The sequence below is a fragment of the Priestia sp. LL-8 genome, from assembly GCF_036227845.1.
In the GTDB taxonomy this organism is placed as follows: Bacteria; Bacillota; Bacilli; order Bacillales; family Bacillaceae_H; genus Priestia; species Priestia zanthoxyli.
In genome coordinates this window covers 2955225-2972444 of record NZ_JAZAQH010000001.1, presented here as the reverse complement: position 1 = coordinate 2972444, position 17220 = coordinate 2955225, and the positions used below count along the sequence as shown (strand labels likewise).

Annotated in this window: 18 protein-coding genes; 11 read left to right on the top strand and 7 right to left on the bottom strand. The window is 37.2% G+C overall.

Annotation, left to right across the window (positions count from 1 at the left end; genetic code table 11):
• Window positions 1–19: 19 nt before the first annotated feature.
• On the bottom strand, window positions 20–472 hold the full coding sequence (locus U9R83_RS15065; RefSeq protein ID WP_182420921.1) for a Dps family protein: 453 nt from the start codon (window positions 470–472) through the stop codon (window positions 20–22).
• 192 nt (window positions 473–664) lie between these two features.
• Here U9R83_RS15065 and U9R83_RS15060 point away from each other — a divergent pair, with 192 nt between their 5' ends.
• From U9R83_RS15060 to U9R83_RS15050, 3 genes are all read left to right on the top strand, one after another.
• Entirely contained in the window at window positions 665–946 is a 282-nt protein-coding gene (locus tag U9R83_RS15060; protein WP_014459466.1) for a hesB-like domain-containing protein, read from the top strand.
• Window positions 947–1039: 93 nt separating this feature from the next.
• The gene (locus tag U9R83_RS15055; protein ID WP_013057683.1) at window positions 1040–1213 is read left to right on the top strand and encodes a hypothetical protein; all 174 of its coding nucleotides are present in this window, start codon (window positions 1040–1042) and stop codon (window positions 1211–1213) included.
• Window positions 1214–1767: 554 nt separating this feature from the next.
• Window positions 1768–2469 carry a poly-gamma-glutamate hydrolase family protein gene (locus tag U9R83_RS15050; RefSeq protein WP_116739022.1) on the top strand — a complete coding sequence of 234 codons (702 nt, stop codon included), beginning with the start codon at window positions 1768–1770 and terminating at the stop codon, window positions 2467–2469.
• Window positions 2470–2520: 51 nt separating this feature from the next.
• Here U9R83_RS15050 and U9R83_RS15045 read toward each other — a convergent pair whose 3' ends face one another.
• Window positions 2521–2790 carry a CPCC family cysteine-rich protein gene (locus tag U9R83_RS15045; protein ID WP_014459468.1) on the bottom strand — a complete coding sequence of 90 codons (270 nt, stop codon included), beginning with the start codon at window positions 2788–2790 and terminating at the stop codon, window positions 2521–2523.
• Between the two features lie 282 nt (window positions 2791–3072).
• Between U9R83_RS15045 and U9R83_RS15040 the strand changes: the two genes are divergently transcribed.
• Window positions 3073–3633, top strand: coding sequence for a copper resistance CopC family protein (locus U9R83_RS15040; protein ID WP_014459469.1), 561 nt, complete (start codon window positions 3073–3075; stop codon window positions 3631–3633).
• A gap of 4 nt (window positions 3634–3637) precedes the next feature.
• Window positions 3638–4699 (top strand): copper resistance D family protein, encoded by a 1062-nt coding sequence (locus U9R83_RS15035; protein ID WP_226701353.1) that lies wholly within the window; start codon window positions 3638–3640, stop codon window positions 4697–4699.
• Window positions 4700–4730: 31 nt separating this feature from the next.
• Here the strand turns inward: U9R83_RS15035 and U9R83_RS15030 are convergent, their stop codons facing one another.
• Window positions 4731–4943, bottom strand: coding sequence for a hypothetical protein (locus U9R83_RS15030; protein ID WP_243549488.1), 213 nt, complete (start codon window positions 4941–4943; stop codon window positions 4731–4733).
• Window positions 4944–5162: 219 nt separating this feature from the next.
• On the opposite strand from U9R83_RS15030, the gene U9R83_RS15025 reads away from it, so the two are divergent.
• Window positions 5163–6890 (top strand): ABC transporter ATP-binding protein, encoded by a 1728-nt coding sequence (locus U9R83_RS15025; protein ID WP_014459472.1) that lies wholly within the window; start codon window positions 5163–5165, stop codon window positions 6888–6890.
• Window positions 6891–6931: 41 nt separating this feature from the next.
• Here U9R83_RS15025 and U9R83_RS15020 read toward each other — a convergent pair whose 3' ends face one another.
• Entirely contained in the window at window positions 6932–7597 is a 666-nt protein-coding gene (locus U9R83_RS15020) for a type 1 glutamine amidotransferase domain-containing protein (protein WP_098625848.1), read from the bottom strand.
• A gap of 96 nt (window positions 7598–7693) precedes the next feature.
• Window positions 7694–8272, bottom strand: coding sequence for a hypothetical protein (locus U9R83_RS15015; RefSeq protein WP_098625846.1), 579 nt, complete (start codon window positions 8270–8272; stop codon window positions 7694–7696).
• Window positions 8273–8422: 150 nt separating this feature from the next.
• Between U9R83_RS15015 and U9R83_RS15010 the strand changes: the two genes are divergently transcribed.
• On the top strand, window positions 8423–8821 hold the full coding sequence (locus U9R83_RS15010; RefSeq protein ID WP_098625844.1) for a FixH family protein: 399 nt from the start codon (window positions 8423–8425) through the stop codon (window positions 8819–8821).
• 63 nt (window positions 8822–8884) lie between these two features.
• Here the strand turns inward: U9R83_RS15010 and U9R83_RS15005 are convergent, their stop codons facing one another.
• On the bottom strand, window positions 8885–10261 hold the full coding sequence (locus U9R83_RS15005) for an aminotransferase-like domain-containing protein (RefSeq protein WP_243549485.1): 1377 nt from the start codon (window positions 10259–10261) through the stop codon (window positions 8885–8887).
• Between the two features lie 150 nt (window positions 10262–10411).
• On the opposite strand from U9R83_RS15005, the gene U9R83_RS15000 reads away from it, so the two are divergent.
• A complete protein-coding gene (locus U9R83_RS15000; protein WP_115654261.1) occupies window positions 10412–11329 on the top strand; it encodes a DMT family transporter in 918 nt (305 codons plus the stop codon).
• A 294-nt stretch (window positions 11330–11623) separates the two neighbouring features.
• A complete protein-coding gene (locus U9R83_RS14995) occupies window positions 11624–12955 on the top strand; it encodes a polysaccharide biosynthesis protein (RefSeq protein ID WP_013057669.1) in 1332 nt (443 codons plus the stop codon).
• Between the two features lie 35 nt (window positions 12956–12990).
• Here the strand turns inward: U9R83_RS14995 and U9R83_RS14990 are convergent, their stop codons facing one another.
• The gene (locus U9R83_RS14990; protein WP_243549483.1) at window positions 12991–14781 is read right to left on the bottom strand and encodes a transglycosylase domain-containing protein; all 1791 of its coding nucleotides are present in this window, start codon (window positions 14779–14781) and stop codon (window positions 12991–12993) included.
• Between the two features lie 822 nt (window positions 14782–15603).
• Between U9R83_RS14990 and U9R83_RS14985 the strand changes: the two genes are divergently transcribed.
• Entirely contained in the window at window positions 15604–16206 is a 603-nt protein-coding gene (locus U9R83_RS14985; RefSeq protein WP_014459479.1) for an alpha/beta hydrolase, read from the top strand.
• A gap of 290 nt (window positions 16207–16496) precedes the next feature.
• Window positions 16497–17207, top strand: a complete 711-nt coding sequence (locus U9R83_RS14980) for a polysaccharide deacetylase family protein (protein WP_014459481.1) — start codon at window positions 16497–16499, stop codon at window positions 17205–17207.
• The last annotated feature ends 13 nt before the right edge of the window (window positions 17208–17220 follow it).

The window sequence follows — 17220 nt, the reverse complement described above, 5'->3', positions numbered from 1 at the left end:
AGAGCCGGTTAGGCTCTTTTTATGCATTTACAGATGTTTTTACAGGTAAAGCAGCTTTTAGCATCCAAATATGTTTTTCAATGTTGCCGATTGTTCCAATAAATAAGTCAGCTGTTACGTGATCATGTGCTGCTTCAGCTTTTTCAACTGCATTTTTTAAGTTTTTAACAAGTAACGTATAGTCATTAATTAAGGTTTCTACCATTTCGTCACTCGTTTGCTCGTTTCCATCTTCACAAAGAGTAGCTGCTTGTAAAAATTGCTTCATTGTAGCAATTGGGCTTCCTCCAATGGCTAGTAATCGTTCTGCATATTCATCTATATAGTCCGCCGTCTCATTATAGAATTCTTCAAATTTTTCATGAAGCGTAAAAAATTGAGGTCCTTTTACATACCAGTGAAAGCGATGTAGCTTCGTATACAATACGTTAAAATCGGCAATTTGTTGGTTCAATACGTTTTCTAAATTCATAGTTAATAGCCTCCTAATGAGTTGTTGTTATCTTATGTTTATATTATATCAAATATTAAATTAAAATCAATACTTATTTATAATAATTATTAAATGATAATCGAAATACTTTTAAATTGCAGTTATTCTCTTTAAAAACTTTAAAGATATGATAGGATAGAGCAAGAGTATGGAAAGGAAGAAGGATTAGTTATGCATATTACACCAGAAGCAAAACAATTAATTAACAATATACTTGAAGAGCAGGAGATAACAGGAATTCGCTTGTATTTCAAAGGAATTAGCTGTGAAATCCCTAATATTGGGTTAGCTTTTGAAGAGCCTTTTGAAAATGATGAAGTATATGAAGTTAACGGAGTACAAGTAGCAATGGAAGCTTCTATTGTGCCTTATACCAATGAATTAATGTTAGATGTTCATACAACGCCGTACGGTCCAGGTTTAGCATTAGTTGGGGCTAAAGAGGCTGAGTAAAAAATTTATGTAAGAGAAGCTAACAGGTTTGTTGTTTGTTTTGGTAAACCTTGGTTTACTTAATTCAAACGTTAGTGAAATGGAGGGGGACCTATGCTTCTTTCTCATCATGTAACGGTTGAACAAAGACAGCAAATCAAACGCTTTAAGCAACAAATACAAGACGCAAAAACGCTAGATGAACGCCGTTTGTATCAAGCCCAGCTAAATAAATTTGTTGAACGCCTATTTATTGAGAATCGCTTGCAGCGCAGCGGCGAACAATAAAAAACACCTAGAAAAGAAGCCTTCAAAGAAGGTTTCTTTTTTTTAGTAGATGATTATACTTTTACATCTTGTAATTATTCATTTTCTTATATATCGCCCTTTATCTACTTGAAATCCGGTTTTCTGTATGAATATAGAACTAAAAACGTGTAAGTTACTATTAAATGAAAGCGCTTTCTGTTATAGTGAAGGTATAGAATTGTACTTGTTCACCTACAATGTTCATAAGGAGTGGTTTGTATGATCGAAAGAGGAAACTTCTTAATTGGTTTAGCGTGGGGAACATCTTTGAGCATACCTTTATGGATCGCCTTCTTTGGCTGGATAAAATTAGTTTGGCGCTTGCTTTAAATAAATAAAAACAAAAAAAGTAAAAAAACTTCAGTAGATATGCGCTGAAGTTTTTTTAAATAATATAAATAGGTATTTAGAACTATTAAATAAATTATAATTTATAACGATAAGTAAATAAGACTACCGAAAATATTATTTTTGGATTTTTTAAGATTCTAATGTTTTAGGTCTTATTGCACAATGGAAAGCAGGAGTACAAATTGAAAAGCTATCGTTTAGTAAGTTTCTCTACCTTATGTATCTGTCTACTCGTTTTATTTATTTCACCTTTTCAAGACACATCTAGTGCATCAACTGATAAATATCAAAATTTCAAGCAGCTCTCACAGCACGAGTCTTCAGCTAGCTATAAAGTGACGACCAAAGAAACGAAAAGCCCTGTCCTTATCTTTGCTCCACACGGTGGAGGAATTGAAGGGGGAACAAGCGAAATTGCCAAAGAGCTTAGCAAACAAAATGCTCTTTACCTATTCGAATCGTTAAAGTCGAAAGGGTCACGAGACCTGCACCTCACAAGCACTCATTTTGATGAGCCCACAGCGCGTAAGATAGTAAGCAAGTATGATAATGTTTTATCTCTTCACGGGTATTCTGGGAACGAAAAACATATTTTTGTGGGGGGAACTGATCGGGAGCGTGCAAAAAAATTAACGCAATTATTAAATCAAAATGGATTTCCGGCGGAACTGATTACAAAAGGGCACGATGAGATTGCAGGCATTAACCCTAGAAACATTGCAAATAAAAATCGTACCGGGAAAAGTATTCAATTAGAGATTAGTCAACCGCTGCGAAGTGCTATGTTTCATTCATTCACTTCAAAAGGAAGAGCTTCGTCTAAAACTCAAACTTTTTATAGGTTTACAAATGTGCTTTCTACATTTGTTTCCACTTCTTACTGACTCCAAAAAAGAATGCTTTTGCAAGCATTCTTTTTTTATAAACTAGTTTTGCTACTCGTGACTTATAATAGGTTTCCAGTTAAAATCTTTTACATCTTGAACAGAAGGCTTTCTCACGTGCTGTAAGCTTTCTTTATTACACGCTCCAAAGACTATAAAATTTTGCTGCGCTTCTATTAAAGAAATAGAGTTGGCTCCTAATTCGTTGGCATTCAGCTTTTGGTACGGATCGTCTTCCCAAAAACATATCTCACAAATATCATAGTCACCATCACTGTCTAACGATTGATAACCACAGCAAGGGCATGTATACTTTTTCATTGTTTCTATCCTTTCTGTATGGGGTTTTAAGCTAGAAAAAAGTCAGCCATCTTATTTAACTATTTTACTATATTCAAGGATAGTCTGAAAGAATATTCAAAAAATTACATCGGCACCTTACCTAGGATTTGTGAACATTTTATAACGAATTGGTAATAGTTATTGTGAGACTGAGTAAAAAAGGAGTACACTTACTAGGAAAATAGATCGTGTTCGGAAACGTCTACATAAAAGCATTTTTGGATATGATGAAAAAAGAAAAAGAGATAGGGAGTCCTAAATATGAAAAAAATAATAGGTTTACTTTTAGCATGCTTTTTAGCTGTTCCGACAGTTAGTTTTGCGCATACACATGTGCAAACAACCGTGCCGGAAAACGGTGCAACTGTTACAGCTCCTCTAAAAGAAATTAAATTAACCTTTGAAACACCCATCGAGAAAATTAGTACTATAACCGTTACAAAAGATGGACAAAAAATTTCACTTGCATCGCAAAAAGTAGAGGGTCATGATTTAATAGCTTCTGTCGATCAGCCTCTTGAAAACGGCTCTTACACAGTGAACTGGGAAATTGTAGGGGAAGATGGTCATGTAATGAAAGATTCGATTGCTTTTAAAGTAGATGTGAAAGATGAAGCGAAAGAAGAGAATACTCAAGCAGCCGGAAAAGATAGTGAAAAAAAGCAAGACGCCAAGCAATCTGAACAACACCAAAAAAGTGCAGTAGCGAATGATGAAAAAACAGAGAACAATGATTCTTCATCGTTTTTTGTTATCATGATTATTGCGATTGTAGTGGTGGTTGGAGCATTACTCTTAATCTTTAGAAAGAAAAAGGCTTAAAAAGATGAATATTTTGTTGCCTGTTTTTGAGTGGTTCACATACGTAGGTCTTTCCTTATTATTAGGATTTGCCGTACTGCAATATGTGCCGCTTACAAAAAAGCCAACAATTTTATTATCAAAGCGATGGCTACTTGCAAGTGCAGCGGCTGTCGCTATTTTTTCGGTTGGAAATTCGCTTGAGATTATTTTATCTTTTTCAAAAATAAGAGGGTTAGGTGAAACAGTTCGTCTTGTATTATTAGAAACACGAACAGGACACGCCTGGATTTTTGTTGTGCTGATGGCTATCTTATGTATGATTGCTGTCACAATAGAGAGCCACTCTCATATGTATACATTGCTGACTTTGGCGTTGGTTGGAGGAATCGCCTATGCGAGTCACGCAGCTTCCGCTTCTGCGCTTAGTGGGATGCTTTCTCACTCCATTCATATTTTAGCAGTTGGACTGTGGGGAGGAGTGGTTCTAATTGTTGCCGCTTTTTCAAAAGAAACCTCTAATTGGAAAAATTTCTTAAGCTGGTTTACTCCTTTTGCGATCGGTTGCTTTGTACTTCTGTCATTAAGTGGATTCATTTCGATGATTATTATCATGGGTCTGTCCGACTATGTGAATTCATGGGCTACAGATTACGGACAGTCTCTTTTACTAAAGCATATTACGATTATTCCACTGCTTGCATTTGCCGTTATTAATGGCTTTCTTATGAAGAAAGCCATAAAACAGCCAGAATATAAGCCCGTGGCGTGGATTCGAGCAGAAAGCATTATTTTGCTTATCATTTTTTTATTTACAGCTATTATGGTGACGCAATCGCCGCCAGCCAATATAAGTCATATGGCAATGGATTCATCGATTCTTCCATTTATTTATGGAAAGCAAGTGACGCTTCCTTTAACCTTTCAAGTAACGGTGGTAGGAACCTTGTTCTTATTTGTCGCACTGCTGTTTTTTGTGTATGTACTTATTTGTTTTTACAAAAAGACAGTATGGCTTAGCGTATTAAGTGCAGGTTTGTTTGTTTTTGCTTTTTATATTGCGATGATGACAAGTATTCAAGTATAAAAACAGTGAGAAATCTCTCACTGTTTTTTTGTTAGGCATTAAAAGCTGTGTTATCCCTCGGGCCTTTTCCCGGAGAGGGAGGCATCGGCATTTGAGAATTAGAACTAGAACTAGAACTAGAACTAGAAGCAGAACCAGAGCTGGACGTAGAGCCGCTTGGAGGCGATATATTTCCTGCGTTTCCAAAAATAACGATACCGCCAGAAATGGTTCCAATTGAAATAGATTTAATATAAACAGACATTCTTATTCAACCTCTCATCTAGTAAAGAAATTCAGTGTACCATAGTATATGACCAGCTTGTCATTTTTGTATAGACGAGTTCAAAAAATGGGTAAAAGCTTAGAAGTTCAGGTTGAGAAAAGAAATGGTGTAAAATAAGATAGAACTTTGAAGGTAAAGTTTCAGGTGTCTACCTAAGGTATGTATATCACCTATTAAGAGAATTAGAAAGGAACTAAGATGAAAACGCAAAAAGGAATTAATTTTTCATTTAAAAAATTGTGGTTGTTAACAAACCCTCCGACAGGGAAGTTAGTCATTTCGTTTATACTGGCCTTAATCAATACGGGAGCTTCTCTTTCCATTCCTCTTGTTATTAAAGAAGTGATGGAGAAAATTTCAACAGGCGTCTCACCACAGCTTGTGACAGGACTTCTTGGCTTATTTGCTGCTCAAATGGTAACAAGCGCACTGTCTCTTTATCTCCTTGCTCAAGTAGGGCAAGGTGTTGTAAAAGAACTCAGACATAAAGTGTGGAACAAGCTCATAAAGCTTCCTGTTTCATTTTACGATCAAAATCGTTCAGGTGAAATGGTAAGCCGCATTACAAATGATACAACCATTGTGATGAATTTATTGTCAACAGAAATGATTGACTTTGTTAAAAATATTTTATCTATTATTGTTGCCGTTGTTATTTTATTTACGCTTGATGTACCCATGACGCTCATTTTATTAGCGGTTATTCCCGTTATGTTTGTACTGGTTATGCCGCTAGCGCGAAAAATACATAAAATTGCACGTGAGCAGCAGGATAAAATGTCCAAGCTTACGGCTTTTTTAGCTCAAATGCTGAGTGAAATCCGTTTGATTAAAGTATCCGGTTCAGAGAAAAAAGAAGTTGATTCGGGCTTACAATCGTTTCAGTCACTCTACCTCTTCGGTGTAAAGAGAGCTAAAATTGAAGCCATCATTACACCGATTATTAGCACGGTGATGACCGCTGTTATGATTGCCATCGTCGGGTTTGGTGCCTACCGGGTGAGTGAGGGATTTATCACTGCAGGAGAGCTGGTGGCTTTTGTTCTTTACCTTTTTCAAATTATGGTTCCAGTTGGTTCACTTACCCGATTTGTTACGAGCTTTCAGCAAACCAAAGGAGCTTCAGAAAGAATTTTTGATATATTAGCTGAGAAAGAAGAGAACTATGAAAATGGAGAAGTGCTTGAACAGGTAGGGAGTTTAAGGTTCGATAAAGTTGCTTTCCAATATGAAGATAAACCAGTATTGCAGGAAGTTTCATTTTCTGCTAAAAAAGGAGAAGTTACCGCTTTTGTTGGACCTAGCGGAGCTGGGAAATCTACTGTTTTTTCGCTTATCGAACGCTTTTATGAGCCTTCATCGGGGCACATATTCTTGGATGGAACAGACAGTCAAAACGTCAACTTACGTTCGTGGCGTCACCTGTTTAGCTATGTTCAGCAGGATTCTCCGATTTTAGCAGGAACAATTCGAGAAAATCTCATTTACGGGTTAGAGAGGCATGTGACGGATGAAGAAATAGAAGAAGCAGCGAAGTTAGCGAATGCTCATCATTTCATTCAGTCCTTTGAAGCTCAATACGAAACAATGATTGGAGAAAGAGGTATTAATCTCTCAGGAGGACAGCGACAGCGTATTGCAATTGCCCGAGCACTGTTACGCAATCCCCAGTTTTTACTACTGGACGAAGCGACAGCTAGCTTGGACTCCGAATCAGAAAAGCTTGTGCAAGAGTCATTGGAAACGGTAATGAAAGAACGCACATCACTCGTCATTGCTCATCGTCTATCTACGGTCATTAATGCAGACCAAATTGTTGTAATAGAAGAAGGGAGAGTTACAGGAAACGGGACGCACAAAGAGCTGTTAGCCTCTCATGCTTTTTACCGGCGGTTGGTGGAGCAGCAGTTTCAAACATCACTATAGAACAAACAAAAAAGACTGCTTGAAAAACAGTCTTTTTTAGTTTATTTATTTAGCTTTTTAACTAATTCATCACCCATTAGTTCCGAAGAAAAAGGATCTCGGCTTGTGACAATTTGATCATTTGCCCAAACGGCATATGCTTTTTTATCCATCTCCGGGATGTAATTAGCCACTTCACGAAGCTCTTGTTCTAAACTGTATGGTAAAAAAGGAAGTACTTCTTCCGGTTCAATTTCATCAGGATAACCGGTTACGTCTAGTCCTTTAATTAACAGTTCATCATCGGATCCTTTCAAGAAAGCAAAAACAGAAGGTCCGTGACACTCAGCTGCTAAAATACCTCCGTTGTCGTACACTTTGTTCATAAGTGCATGCAAGTCCACATTTTTTGCTAAGTCAAACATAGCGCCGTGGCCGCCTACTACTAAGATAACGTCATAGTTCTCAGCATCTACTTCTTCAAGCTTCATTGTCTGATCCGCTCTTCCTGATTCATATAATTTCTTATATGTTCCATTTGGATCAAAGTCTTCTGAAATACTTCGAACGTCTACTTCCGGCTTACCTCCAAAAGGTGAGGCTAAATCAACGGTGTGTCCTGCGCCCTCAAGCTTCTGCAGCGGAGCAAATAATTCTTCTGCCCACCAACCTGTGTGATAATCTTTTTCTTCGTATCCGCTTGATAATACAGCTAACACTCTTGCCATGTGTATACCTCCTAAATGATGTAAAACGTATAGTGATACATATCATGTACTTATTGTGAACTGTACCCTATATAAAAAAGGTTAAACAATGGCAAGTTATGAAAACGTAGCATGAACCATAAACAAAACCAAAAAAGAGATAGCAAATTTAAGATGCCACTTTTTATCTGTACGTTTATAGCGCTTTACGCCCATTACAAGTAAACAAGCTAGAACAGCCATCGTAATAATGCCTGAAAAGTACGTGAAATTTGCTTGAAATCCTCTTATTAAAGCCATATAACCATGTAAAATAACCAAGGCAGTTGATATAAGAGCAATGGGCACGTGCCACTGACGAACGTACTTGGCTAAAAATTGAATAAGCGGTTTTAACTCAAAATTTCCTTTTTTTATGTGCGATAACGGTTTCCACTTTAATAATAAAAAAATAGGATAAATGGCTAAAGCTGCAAAGAAACCAATTCTTGCAATTGAACCAAGCTCTTTAAAATTCCCTTCATATATTTTAGAATCAATCGGAAGGGAGTGTTTATAAATAGGGATGTAAATAAGCCCTGCTACAACTAGTAAAAAAGAGATAGTAAAGATCAAGATCACTTTTTTACGCTCACTTTTATTTTTGATTAATATCTGTAGCCATGATTGTTTAGCTGGAGATTTAGCTGAATTCATTTTCTTCCTCCTTGGAAAAAACTAGTTAGTATCAGTATGAACTTTTTTTCTTAAAAAATCTTTAAAAATCCTTCTTTTTTAGAAAAATTCATTTTTTTCTTTGCAATACGCGTTATAGTTAAACAAAGGGTTTAAAAAGGAGATGAATACATGAAAAAAAGAATAAGTATATCTATAATCAGCCTTTGCTTACTTTTAACGGCCTGTGGTCAGGAACCTGCTCAAAGCACAAATGCTGAACAGCCAAAACCGTTGAACGTAAATCTTCAAGGTCCAGAAGCGTTACGGAAAAATGAAAGCGGTAACTACAAAGCTGAAGTTACATATGGAAACGAAAAAGTGAATAATGATGATGTTGAACTGATTGAATTTGAAATAGAGAAAAAAGATGGCGACGGGAAAGGGAAGATGTTAAAACCTAAACAAATAGGAGAAGGTGTATATGAGATACAAACATCTTTCTCTGAGCCTGGCACATATACCGTGCAGTCACACGTTTCTGCAAAAGGGACGCATAACATGCCTCTTATAACCGTTACGGTTAAATAAAAGAAGTCAAGGATTCTAATTCCTTGGCTTCTTTTCGTTTAGTATGTCCATTGAATTACCATTCTACAGGGAGAAAAGGTTATTTGGGATAGGATGATTTTTTCTATCATCAATTAAAGTAATGCACTGAGCCAGCTGTTCAATTCCTCGTTTGATCGTATTCTTATTTACTTGTGAGATGCTTAATCGGAGAAGAGTGTTTCGTTTGTATTCTGGTAAAAAAAATCTAGAAGCATCATCAACATATATGTGCTGCTCGTTTAGCATGTGAACGATCTGTTTTGCTGTTACATGCTCAGGCAAACTAATGGATAAATAGAATCCTGAAGTTGGTTTAGAAAAATGTGTATGAGCCGGCAGCAATGAATCACAAGCCTCTACAAGAGTTTGCATTTTGGTATGGTATACCTCTTTTATCTTTTTAAGATGACTAGTAAACATGCCGCTTTTTAAATAAATTTCAAGAGCACCTTGAGAAAGCGCTGAACTATTAAAATCCGAACTGAATTTATATCGTAAAAAGTTGCTATTCATTAACGAAGGAAGCACGACAGCAGCAATGCGTAACCCGGGAAGAAAGATTTTCGAAAAGCTTTTAATGTAAATAACTCGTCCAGAAGGATTAAAAGAAAATAAAGGATCTGATTTTGCATCGGGATCAAGGTCGCCCAAAAAGTCATCCTCCACTATATATACATCGTATTTTTCGGCTAGCTCCACGATTTTTTTCTTCTCAAAATTTGTATAACAATGCCCAAGAGGATTGTGAAACCTTGGAATAATATAGAAAAATTTTATGTCATTATTTCGGAAAATGTACTCCAAACGATCAAGATCAATCCCTTCCATCGATAGCTCGATCCCAAAAGTAGTAGCGTGGTGCAGGGTAAGAGATTCAATAAAACCGAAATAAGTGGGCTGTTCAATTAGGATATTATTTTTTCCATTTGGAAAGGGCATAGAAACTAATAAGTGAAGAGCTTGCTGAGACCCGGATACAACAACTAACCTTTCAGCTTGAGTGAACACCTGTAGATTCTGCAAGTGTTTCACTAACTGTACCCGTAATGAGTAAGAGCCTTGTTGATCAGAGTATGTAAAAAGCTCTTCTTTGTAGTGTTCAATCGCTTGGTTTATACAATGCTGAAATTCAAGATAAGGCATAACGTTTTTATCTGGACCAGCAGACAAGAAATCAATCACTTCATTTTCCTTCGTCCTATGTTGAAATTCCGCCACAACGTAGTAGCCGCTTTTAGGAACAGAATAAATTAAATGCTCTTTTTCTAGTTCGCTGTACGCTTTGATAACGGTATTCTTGCTGCACGAAAAATGTTGGGAGAGTCGGCGAACAGAAGGGAGTTTACCACCTGCAATAAGCGATCCGCTTGCTAGGCCAAGCTTAATTTCTTCCATGATTTTCAAATATTTTAAACTCATAGGTCCTACTCCTTTAATTTGTACCCGTACAGATAGGTAAAAGAATGATTTATTTTACTCGTTGTCCTGCGCTATCCTTTTAATTATATCAGAACTTTTTTTAGAAAAATGGTACAGTTCTGAAAAATAAAAAGACAGGGGTAGGGTAAGATGCAAAAAGAAACGAGAGAGAAAATGGGCTTATTGCTCGGGGTAGTAGGTGTTATCTGTTTTAGCTTAACCCTTCCTTCTACAAGCATTGCAGTCGAGTATTTTGGAACGACAGTCGCCGGTTTAGGAAGAACAGCTGTAGCTGCTATTTTAGTAGCTGTGATATTGATTGTACGAAAAGAAAAAATTCCTTCTCTTCGCCAATTTAAAAGTCTGCTGATCGTGGCTTTAGGCGCAGTTTTAGGGTTTCCTCTGCTCACTTCCTGGGCAATGAAATCATTGCCAGTTTCTCACGGAGCGGTTGAACTCGCTCTTTTACCATTAGCCACAGCCGGTTTTGCGATGTTTAGAGGGGGTGAACGTCCTTCTTTCAAATTCTGGATATCAAGCATGATTGGTTCTGCAGCTGTTATCGTGTATGCTCTTCACCTCGGATTTGGTCAACTGCAGTTTGCCGATGCAGCTTTACTAGCAGCGGTGCTGATACTTGGACTGAGCTACGCAGAAGGAGGGGTGTTGGCAAGAGAATTAGGCAGCTGGCAAGTGATTGCTTGGGCCATTATCATCGGTGCGCCATTTTTTATGATTCCAGTGGGACTAAGCATTACAGCTGAGATGCTTCATGCGCCTTTACAAGCGTGGGTTAGTTTGATTTATCTCTCAGTAGTGAGTCAATTTTTAGCATACGTTGCTTGGTACAGCGGGATGGCTATGGGGGGAATAGCCAGAGTTAGTCAGGTTCAATATTTACAGCCATTTTTAATGATTCTGTTTGCAGCTCTATTTCTAGGCGAATCAATTACACTTTTTACTCTTGCTATAGCAATAATTGTTGTCTTTTCGGTTGTACTAGGCAAAAACGCCTCGGTATCAAAAAAAGAATCGCATCCACAGGAAATAATGAATAAAGACGCTTAACTAATATGTGAATTTATTACATTAAAACAACATGCTCTATTCCCGTTAGCAATCAGCAGGCTCATTGGGTCTCCTGTTTTCTCTATGTAAGTTTTGAGAGCCAAAATATAAGAAATGAATGAATTTCCTATGTAAAAAAGGTATATAACGGTTTTTTTTCACATAGGTTGAACATTATACGAGAACTTGTACACCGAAAAATACAATTAGACAAATAATTCGTATCGAGCTTGTCATATACATAGAGAGAAGAGGTAGTGATGAAAAAGGACGGGAAATAGAGGAGATAACGAGATGAACACTTTTTTGAAAGGAACGTTTATTCTAGCAGGTGCTGCCTTTGCGGGAGAGTTAATTGAATTCCTTGTAAATATGGTACTTGCTAGAGAATTAGGAAGGGAAGGTATGGGCATGTACATGACCGTTCTTCCTATCATTTTTCTTATTGCCACCGTAGCTAACTTAGAACTGCCTATTTCTATTTCTAAATTTCTTGCTGAACATCATCGCAAAGAACATCAGCATATGATGAAGCATGCCACCATTTTTGCGACTGCTGTGAGTTTGGGAATCTTTTTTATTACACTGGCCGTATTAGCAGCCTTTCCATTTTTTAGTCACTATCATCCTTACTTAAAATGGGTTGTACTATGTTTCATTCCGGTTGTTTCATTTTCAGCGGTGCTTCGTGGATATTTTACGGGTAAAAATAATATGACGACTATCGCTGTGTCTAATTTTATCCGCAAAGCCTTTCAGCTAACTATTTTATTTGTTGTTTTTCAAATGTTTGCTTTCACAGATGTTAAAATGTCGCTGTTTATTGCGATTTGTACGCTAATTGGAACCGAAGCTGTTATTTTGCTTTATTTTTTTATCACGTATGTTACTCAGTTAAGTGTTTTATCAAGAGGGCACAGACCTCTGCTTTCTCCAAGTGAGATTCGGAAAAAGCTGTTAGGCGTCTCACTTCCGACCACGGGACTGCGTTTATTTAATGCGGTATGTAATGCTATTCAGCCGTTTTTAATCAAACACGCGCTCGTTTTATCTGGAATGACTTTAACCGGGGCAACGCAGCATTTTGGTATGCTGACAGGAGTAGCGATGTCGATCGGCTTTTTTCCAGCTTTCTTTGCTCATTCTCTTTTAGTAGCACTAATACCTGCTGTATCTGAAGCTCATGCGAAAAATCAGGAAGAACAGCTTCAAAGACTTTTGACTCAAAGTATGCAAATGACATTTTTATATGGGATTCCGTCTATAGTGGCGATGTATTTCTTTGCTGAGCCGCTTACCAACTTGTTTTTTCATTCTACAGAGGCCGTGTACTATTTAAAGGCTTTATGGCCGTATTTTCTTTTTCACTTCTTTGCCGTCCCGCTTCAAGCTTATTTAATTGGCCTTGGGTATGTAAAAGATGCTTTTTACCATACGATTTGGTCTCATATTGTATCTTTTTCCCTCATGTTTTTCCTAGGATCACAAACCAATATTGGCATGCAGGGAATTATTATCGGAATGAACTGTGGCGTGGTTGTCTTGACCGTTCTGCATTATGTAACGATTTGCAAAGTCATCAACGTTTCCTTTTTTTCACTTAAGCATAAAACGCATTTATCTTAAAAAAACCTCCAACAGTGAAGTTGGAGGTTTTTTGGTTACCAGTTATTCATAATTGAGCTAAACAGTGTAGCAGGGTCTTGTCCGCCGCCGCCTGATAAATATTTCGTTGTTTGCGTAGAATTAGCATTATCAAAGCCAGCATGGATAGAAACGACTGCATCATCGGTATACCCGACAAACCAAGCATCTTTGACATCGTTGGTTGTACCAGTTTTACCTGCAGCATCTCGTGAAGAACGAGCGTTAACACCTGTTCCATAGCTTTTTTCAATCACGTCTTGCAGCATAGATGTCATTGTATCCGCATTTTCTTCACTCATTACTCGCTCTGTCTGAATGTCTGGCTTTTTCACTTCACCGTCGCGCATCTCAATTTTTCGAATTGCGTACGGCTTAGTCATGACGCCTTTGTTAGCAAAAGTTGTATATCCTTGTGCTAACTGAAGGGGAGAGAACGTTGTCGTCGTTCCTCCAAGAGCAAGCCCTAATTTTGACTTATCGTCATCTTCAAGAGGAAGTCCAGCTTTTTCCATAAATTTTGCGCTTGTATCAATACCAATTTGTTTTAAAAGCCAAACAGCTGGAACGTTGAGTGAACGAGTAAGTGCTTCACGCATTGTCACATGCTTTTGATATTCACCTTCTGCGTTTTTAGGGCTATATCCACCGCCAAAGTCTTGTCGTTCGTCACTTAAAAGTGAAGTTGGTGTATAATCTCCAGTTTCTAAGGCTGGACCATATACGGCTAAAGGCTTAATAGCTGAACCAAGCTGATAGCCGCTTGTAGCACGGTTTAAGCCGTTTCGCTCATAGCTGCGTCCTCCATACATCGCTGAAATCCCACCTGTTTTAGGGTTGACAGCTGAAATTCCAACCTCTACTTTGCTGTTGATGGCATCATCTCGGAACGTATGATTTGCTACAGAGTTATTAATCGATTCCTGTAAATTAGGATCTAAATCTGTATAAATGGCATAACCACCCTTATAAAGGTCATCAGCAGATACGCCATATTGTTGAGCAGCTTCTTTAATTACATAATCAATAAATGCTTGATTTGAGTTCGGTTTTTTAACCGGAATACTAGGCTCGACTACACGTTCATTTAACGCTTGCTGATACTGAGTATCGCTAATAACGTTTTGGTCATGCATCAGTTTCAATACAACGTTTCGTCGGGCTGTCGCTTTTTCTGTACTATTGCTTGGTGAATACGTACTCGGCGCTTTTGGCAGTCCTGCTAAAAGCGCAGCTTCGCCTACGGTTAAATCTGATACAGGCTTATTAAAATAAATCTGAGAAGCTGCACCAATACCATATACACCGCTTCCGAAATAAATTTGATTTAAATATAATTCCAAAATTTGATCTTTTGTAAATTGTCTTTCTAAGCCTAGCGATAGAAACATTTCATCTACTTTACGTTTAATGGTCTTATCACTAGATAAGTAAAGATTTCTTGCTAACTGCTGCGTAATGGTACTTGCGCCTTCAGCTTTACTCATTGTTACAATGTTCTTAAAAAGGGCGCGGCCAATACCTTGTAAATCAATCCCAAAATGCTTGTAAAAGCGACGGTCTTCCGTTGCAACAAACGCCATTTTTACATAATCGGGAATTTCACTGCTCGAAACATTTTGACGGGGAACGGTTTTATACAATTCGTCAATCTTACGGTCATTTTTGTCATAGACTATCGTACTTTGAACCGACTGCAGTTTCGAGTAAGATAAATCAGCCGTTTGCTGAAATTGCTTTAATACATAGGTAACTCCTAGCATTACAATTAAAACAACGACTAAAAAGGCTAAAATAAATTTCCTCATGTTGGTTCACTCCACTAAGTAATAATTCCATGTTCACACATAGCTACATTCTTTGTCTTTACAAGATCGTTATGTAAAGAATGCTGAAGTTTGTTGTCCCATTCAATCTTTTAACAGAGAGATGGATGATAAAGTATTAACGTTCATAAGCTGACGCGCTAAGTTTTATAAAGGCTATTATTCAAGTGCAGGTAAGTTTTTAGGGTATAAGATGATTGACATAAATAGCACTTTACGCAGTTATTTTTTGCTTACTCGCAGATGCTTCGTTTTTTTATTAAACTGAAACGAAGTGAAATACAATCATCTGAACTTAGTTTACCCATAAATTTGTGTTTGTCAAATAAAGTCGTATAAAGCACCATTCGGGGCTTTGTTCCCCTTTATGAAAAAACAAGCTGGTATTTTACGTTCTGTTTCTCATAGAAAAAAGTTGTTATAACACGTATAAGAAATAAGATTTAGTACGTTCGGGTATAAATACTGATATCTGTTGAAAGTAACGAAATAAAGCAAAAATTAACTAATTTATCAGACTAGGGCACTTTTTATACGAAGGAGGACGGGCGAGTTTTAATCATTATCCACCTTTTGACGGGAGCACTTAGCTAAAAGTGGAATATTTCTTTCCCCGCTGTAAGTCAAACGAATTAAATACCTAGCTGCATATGAGCAATGGCCATATGAAGTTATTCAGTATTATGTGATACTGCCAGCAAAACATACAGGTATTTCTTTGACAGTAGTTCCTTTACAAATGCTTCGAAAGTTCTTATAATAAAATTATCTTTAATTCGAGATATTTAAAAGGAGTGGATATACGTGAAACATATTTTTAAAAAAGGAACGGACGAGACGAAACCGACTTTATTGCTGTTGCATGGTACAGGAGGTACAGAACAAGATCTGCTCCCTGTTGCAGATATGATTGATTCCTCTTGCTCCGTATTATCTGTAAGAGGAAATGTACTAGAAAACGGAATGCCCCGTTTCTTTAGACGTTTACAAGAAGGGATATTTGATATAGAAGATTTAATTGAACGTACAAAAGAACTTCATCAATTTTTAGATGAAGCGGCTGAAACGTATTCATTCGAACGAAGCAACATCGTAGCTGTAGGCTACTCAAATGGCGCCAATATTGCAGGAAGTTTGCTATTTCATTATGAGAATTCTTTAAAAGGGGCGGCTCTTCTTCATCCGATGGTTCCAAGAAGAGGAATTGAAGTGCCTAAGACCGACGCCTCTATCTTTATAGGCGCAGGTACAAACGACCCTATTTGCCCAGCATCAGAAACGGAAGAACTTTCTGTGCTTTTAGAAAAAGCCGGAGCGGACGTACAGGTGCATTGGGAATCATTTGGACATCAGTTAACACGAACAGAAATTGAAGCAGCTGAAAAATGGTATCGGTCAAAATTTTAATTTAAAAACTTTCCGCACTCGTGCGGGAAGTTTTTTTATTTTTAAAAAATAATGACAGTTATCATACAAAAGATAGATATAAATGGTAAAAAGTACTTTTTTTACTGAATGAAGGGAAATTTTATGATATCATTTTATTTCCGGTATATCCTTGCAGAACAGCTATTTTTAGGTAAAGTATTAAGTTATTTTAAAATTCCTGGCTTCTATCACAAAAAAATGAAACCAAAGTCTGAGTAAACCGTTATAATAAATGCAGGATTTAAATTCAGAAGGATGGTTAAAAGCATATGACTCGTTTTTTTATTGTTTTACTTTTCGTTCTAATGGTTATATGTGTATATACCATTATTTCGCAAACCCTTTATCGTCGCTATCATTCATCAGTCATAATAAAAGGGGCAAAAAAGCATAAAATAGCTATAACATTTGACGATGGGCCTCATCCTGTTTATACGCCAAAAATTTTGGACTTGTTCAAACTGCATGGAATGAAAGCTACTTTTTTTATTGTGGGAGAACTAGGGGAAAAACACCCGTCTATTTTAAACAGGATGATCGATGAAGGACATGAAGTAGCTATACATCATCATCGTCATGTGAGTGCATGGACGCAAACACCTTGGCAATTAAAAAGACAAATTCATCAATGTGCACAGGTTATAGAGAAAGTAACAAATCAAAAGCCGCTTTTTTATCGTCCGCCGTGGGGACATTTAAATATGAGCAGTTTATCAATGGCCAAGCCATATTACCTTGTGATCTGGACAGGAATCTTTCAGGATTGGACACTAAAAACAACGAAAACGGCATTAGTTCAAAAACTAATGCGTAAAGTAGAAGATGGAGCCATTTTTGTTTTACATGATAATGGAGATACCCCGGGAGCAGATGAAAAAGCACCTGAAATGACGATTGCAGCACTAGAAGAATTTTTACCTTACTTAAAACAGCAAGGGTATGAAAGTATAACCATGCAGCAATTGATGAATCAATCGTAAATAGAGGAGCGAG

What these genes read in the sequence shown, in the direction of transcription:
- U9R83_RS15065 (WP_182420921.1), bottom strand. Translation starts at nt 472, where the DNA reads ATGAATTTAGAAAACGTATTGAACCAACAAATTGCCGATTTTAACGTA.
- U9R83_RS15060 (WP_014459466.1), top strand. Translation starts at nt 665, where the DNA reads ATGCATATTACACCAGAAGCAAAACAATTAATTAACAATATACTTGAA.
- U9R83_RS15055 (WP_013057683.1), top strand. Translation starts at nt 1,040, where the DNA reads ATGCTTCTTTCTCATCATGTAACGGTTGAACAAAGACAGCAAATCAAA.
- U9R83_RS15045 (WP_014459468.1), bottom strand. Translation starts at nt 2,790, where the DNA reads ATGAAAAAGTATACATGCCCTTGCTGTGGTTATCAATCGTTAGACAGT.
- U9R83_RS15040 (WP_014459469.1), top strand. Translation starts at nt 3,073, where the DNA reads ATGAAAAAAATAATAGGTTTACTTTTAGCATGCTTTTTAGCTGTTCCG.
- U9R83_RS15035 (WP_226701353.1), top strand. Translation starts at nt 3,638, where the DNA reads ATGAATATTTTGTTGCCTGTTTTTGAGTGGTTCACATACGTAGGTCTT.
- U9R83_RS15030 (WP_243549488.1), bottom strand. Translation starts at nt 4,943, where the DNA reads ATGTCTGTTTATATTAAATCTATTTCAATTGGAACCATTTCTGGCGGT.
- U9R83_RS15025 (WP_014459472.1), top strand. Translation starts at nt 5,163, where the DNA reads ATGAAAACGCAAAAAGGAATTAATTTTTCATTTAAAAAATTGTGGTTG.
- U9R83_RS15020 (WP_098625848.1), bottom strand. Translation starts at nt 7,597, where the DNA reads ATGGCAAGAGTGTTAGCTGTATTATCAAGCGGATACGAAGAAAAAGAT.
- U9R83_RS15015 (WP_098625846.1), bottom strand. Translation starts at nt 8,272, where the DNA reads ATGAATTCAGCTAAATCTCCAGCTAAACAATCATGGCTACAGATATTA.
- U9R83_RS15010 (WP_098625844.1), top strand. Translation starts at nt 8,423, where the DNA reads ATGAAAAAAAGAATAAGTATATCTATAATCAGCCTTTGCTTACTTTTA.
- U9R83_RS15005 (WP_243549485.1), bottom strand. Translation starts at nt 10,261, where the DNA reads ATGAGTTTAAAATATTTGAAAATCATGGAAGAAATTAAGCTTGGCCTA.
- U9R83_RS15000 (WP_115654261.1), top strand. Translation starts at nt 10,412, where the DNA reads ATGCAAAAAGAAACGAGAGAGAAAATGGGCTTATTGCTCGGGGTAGTA.
- U9R83_RS14995 (WP_013057669.1), top strand. Translation starts at nt 11,624, where the DNA reads ATGAACACTTTTTTGAAAGGAACGTTTATTCTAGCAGGTGCTGCCTTT.
- U9R83_RS14990 (WP_243549483.1), bottom strand. Translation starts at nt 14,781, where the DNA reads ATGAGGAAATTTATTTTAGCCTTTTTAGTCGTTGTTTTAATTGTAATG.
- U9R83_RS14980 (WP_014459481.1), top strand. Translation starts at nt 16,497, where the DNA reads ATGACTCGTTTTTTTATTGTTTTACTTTTCGTTCTAATGGTTATATGT.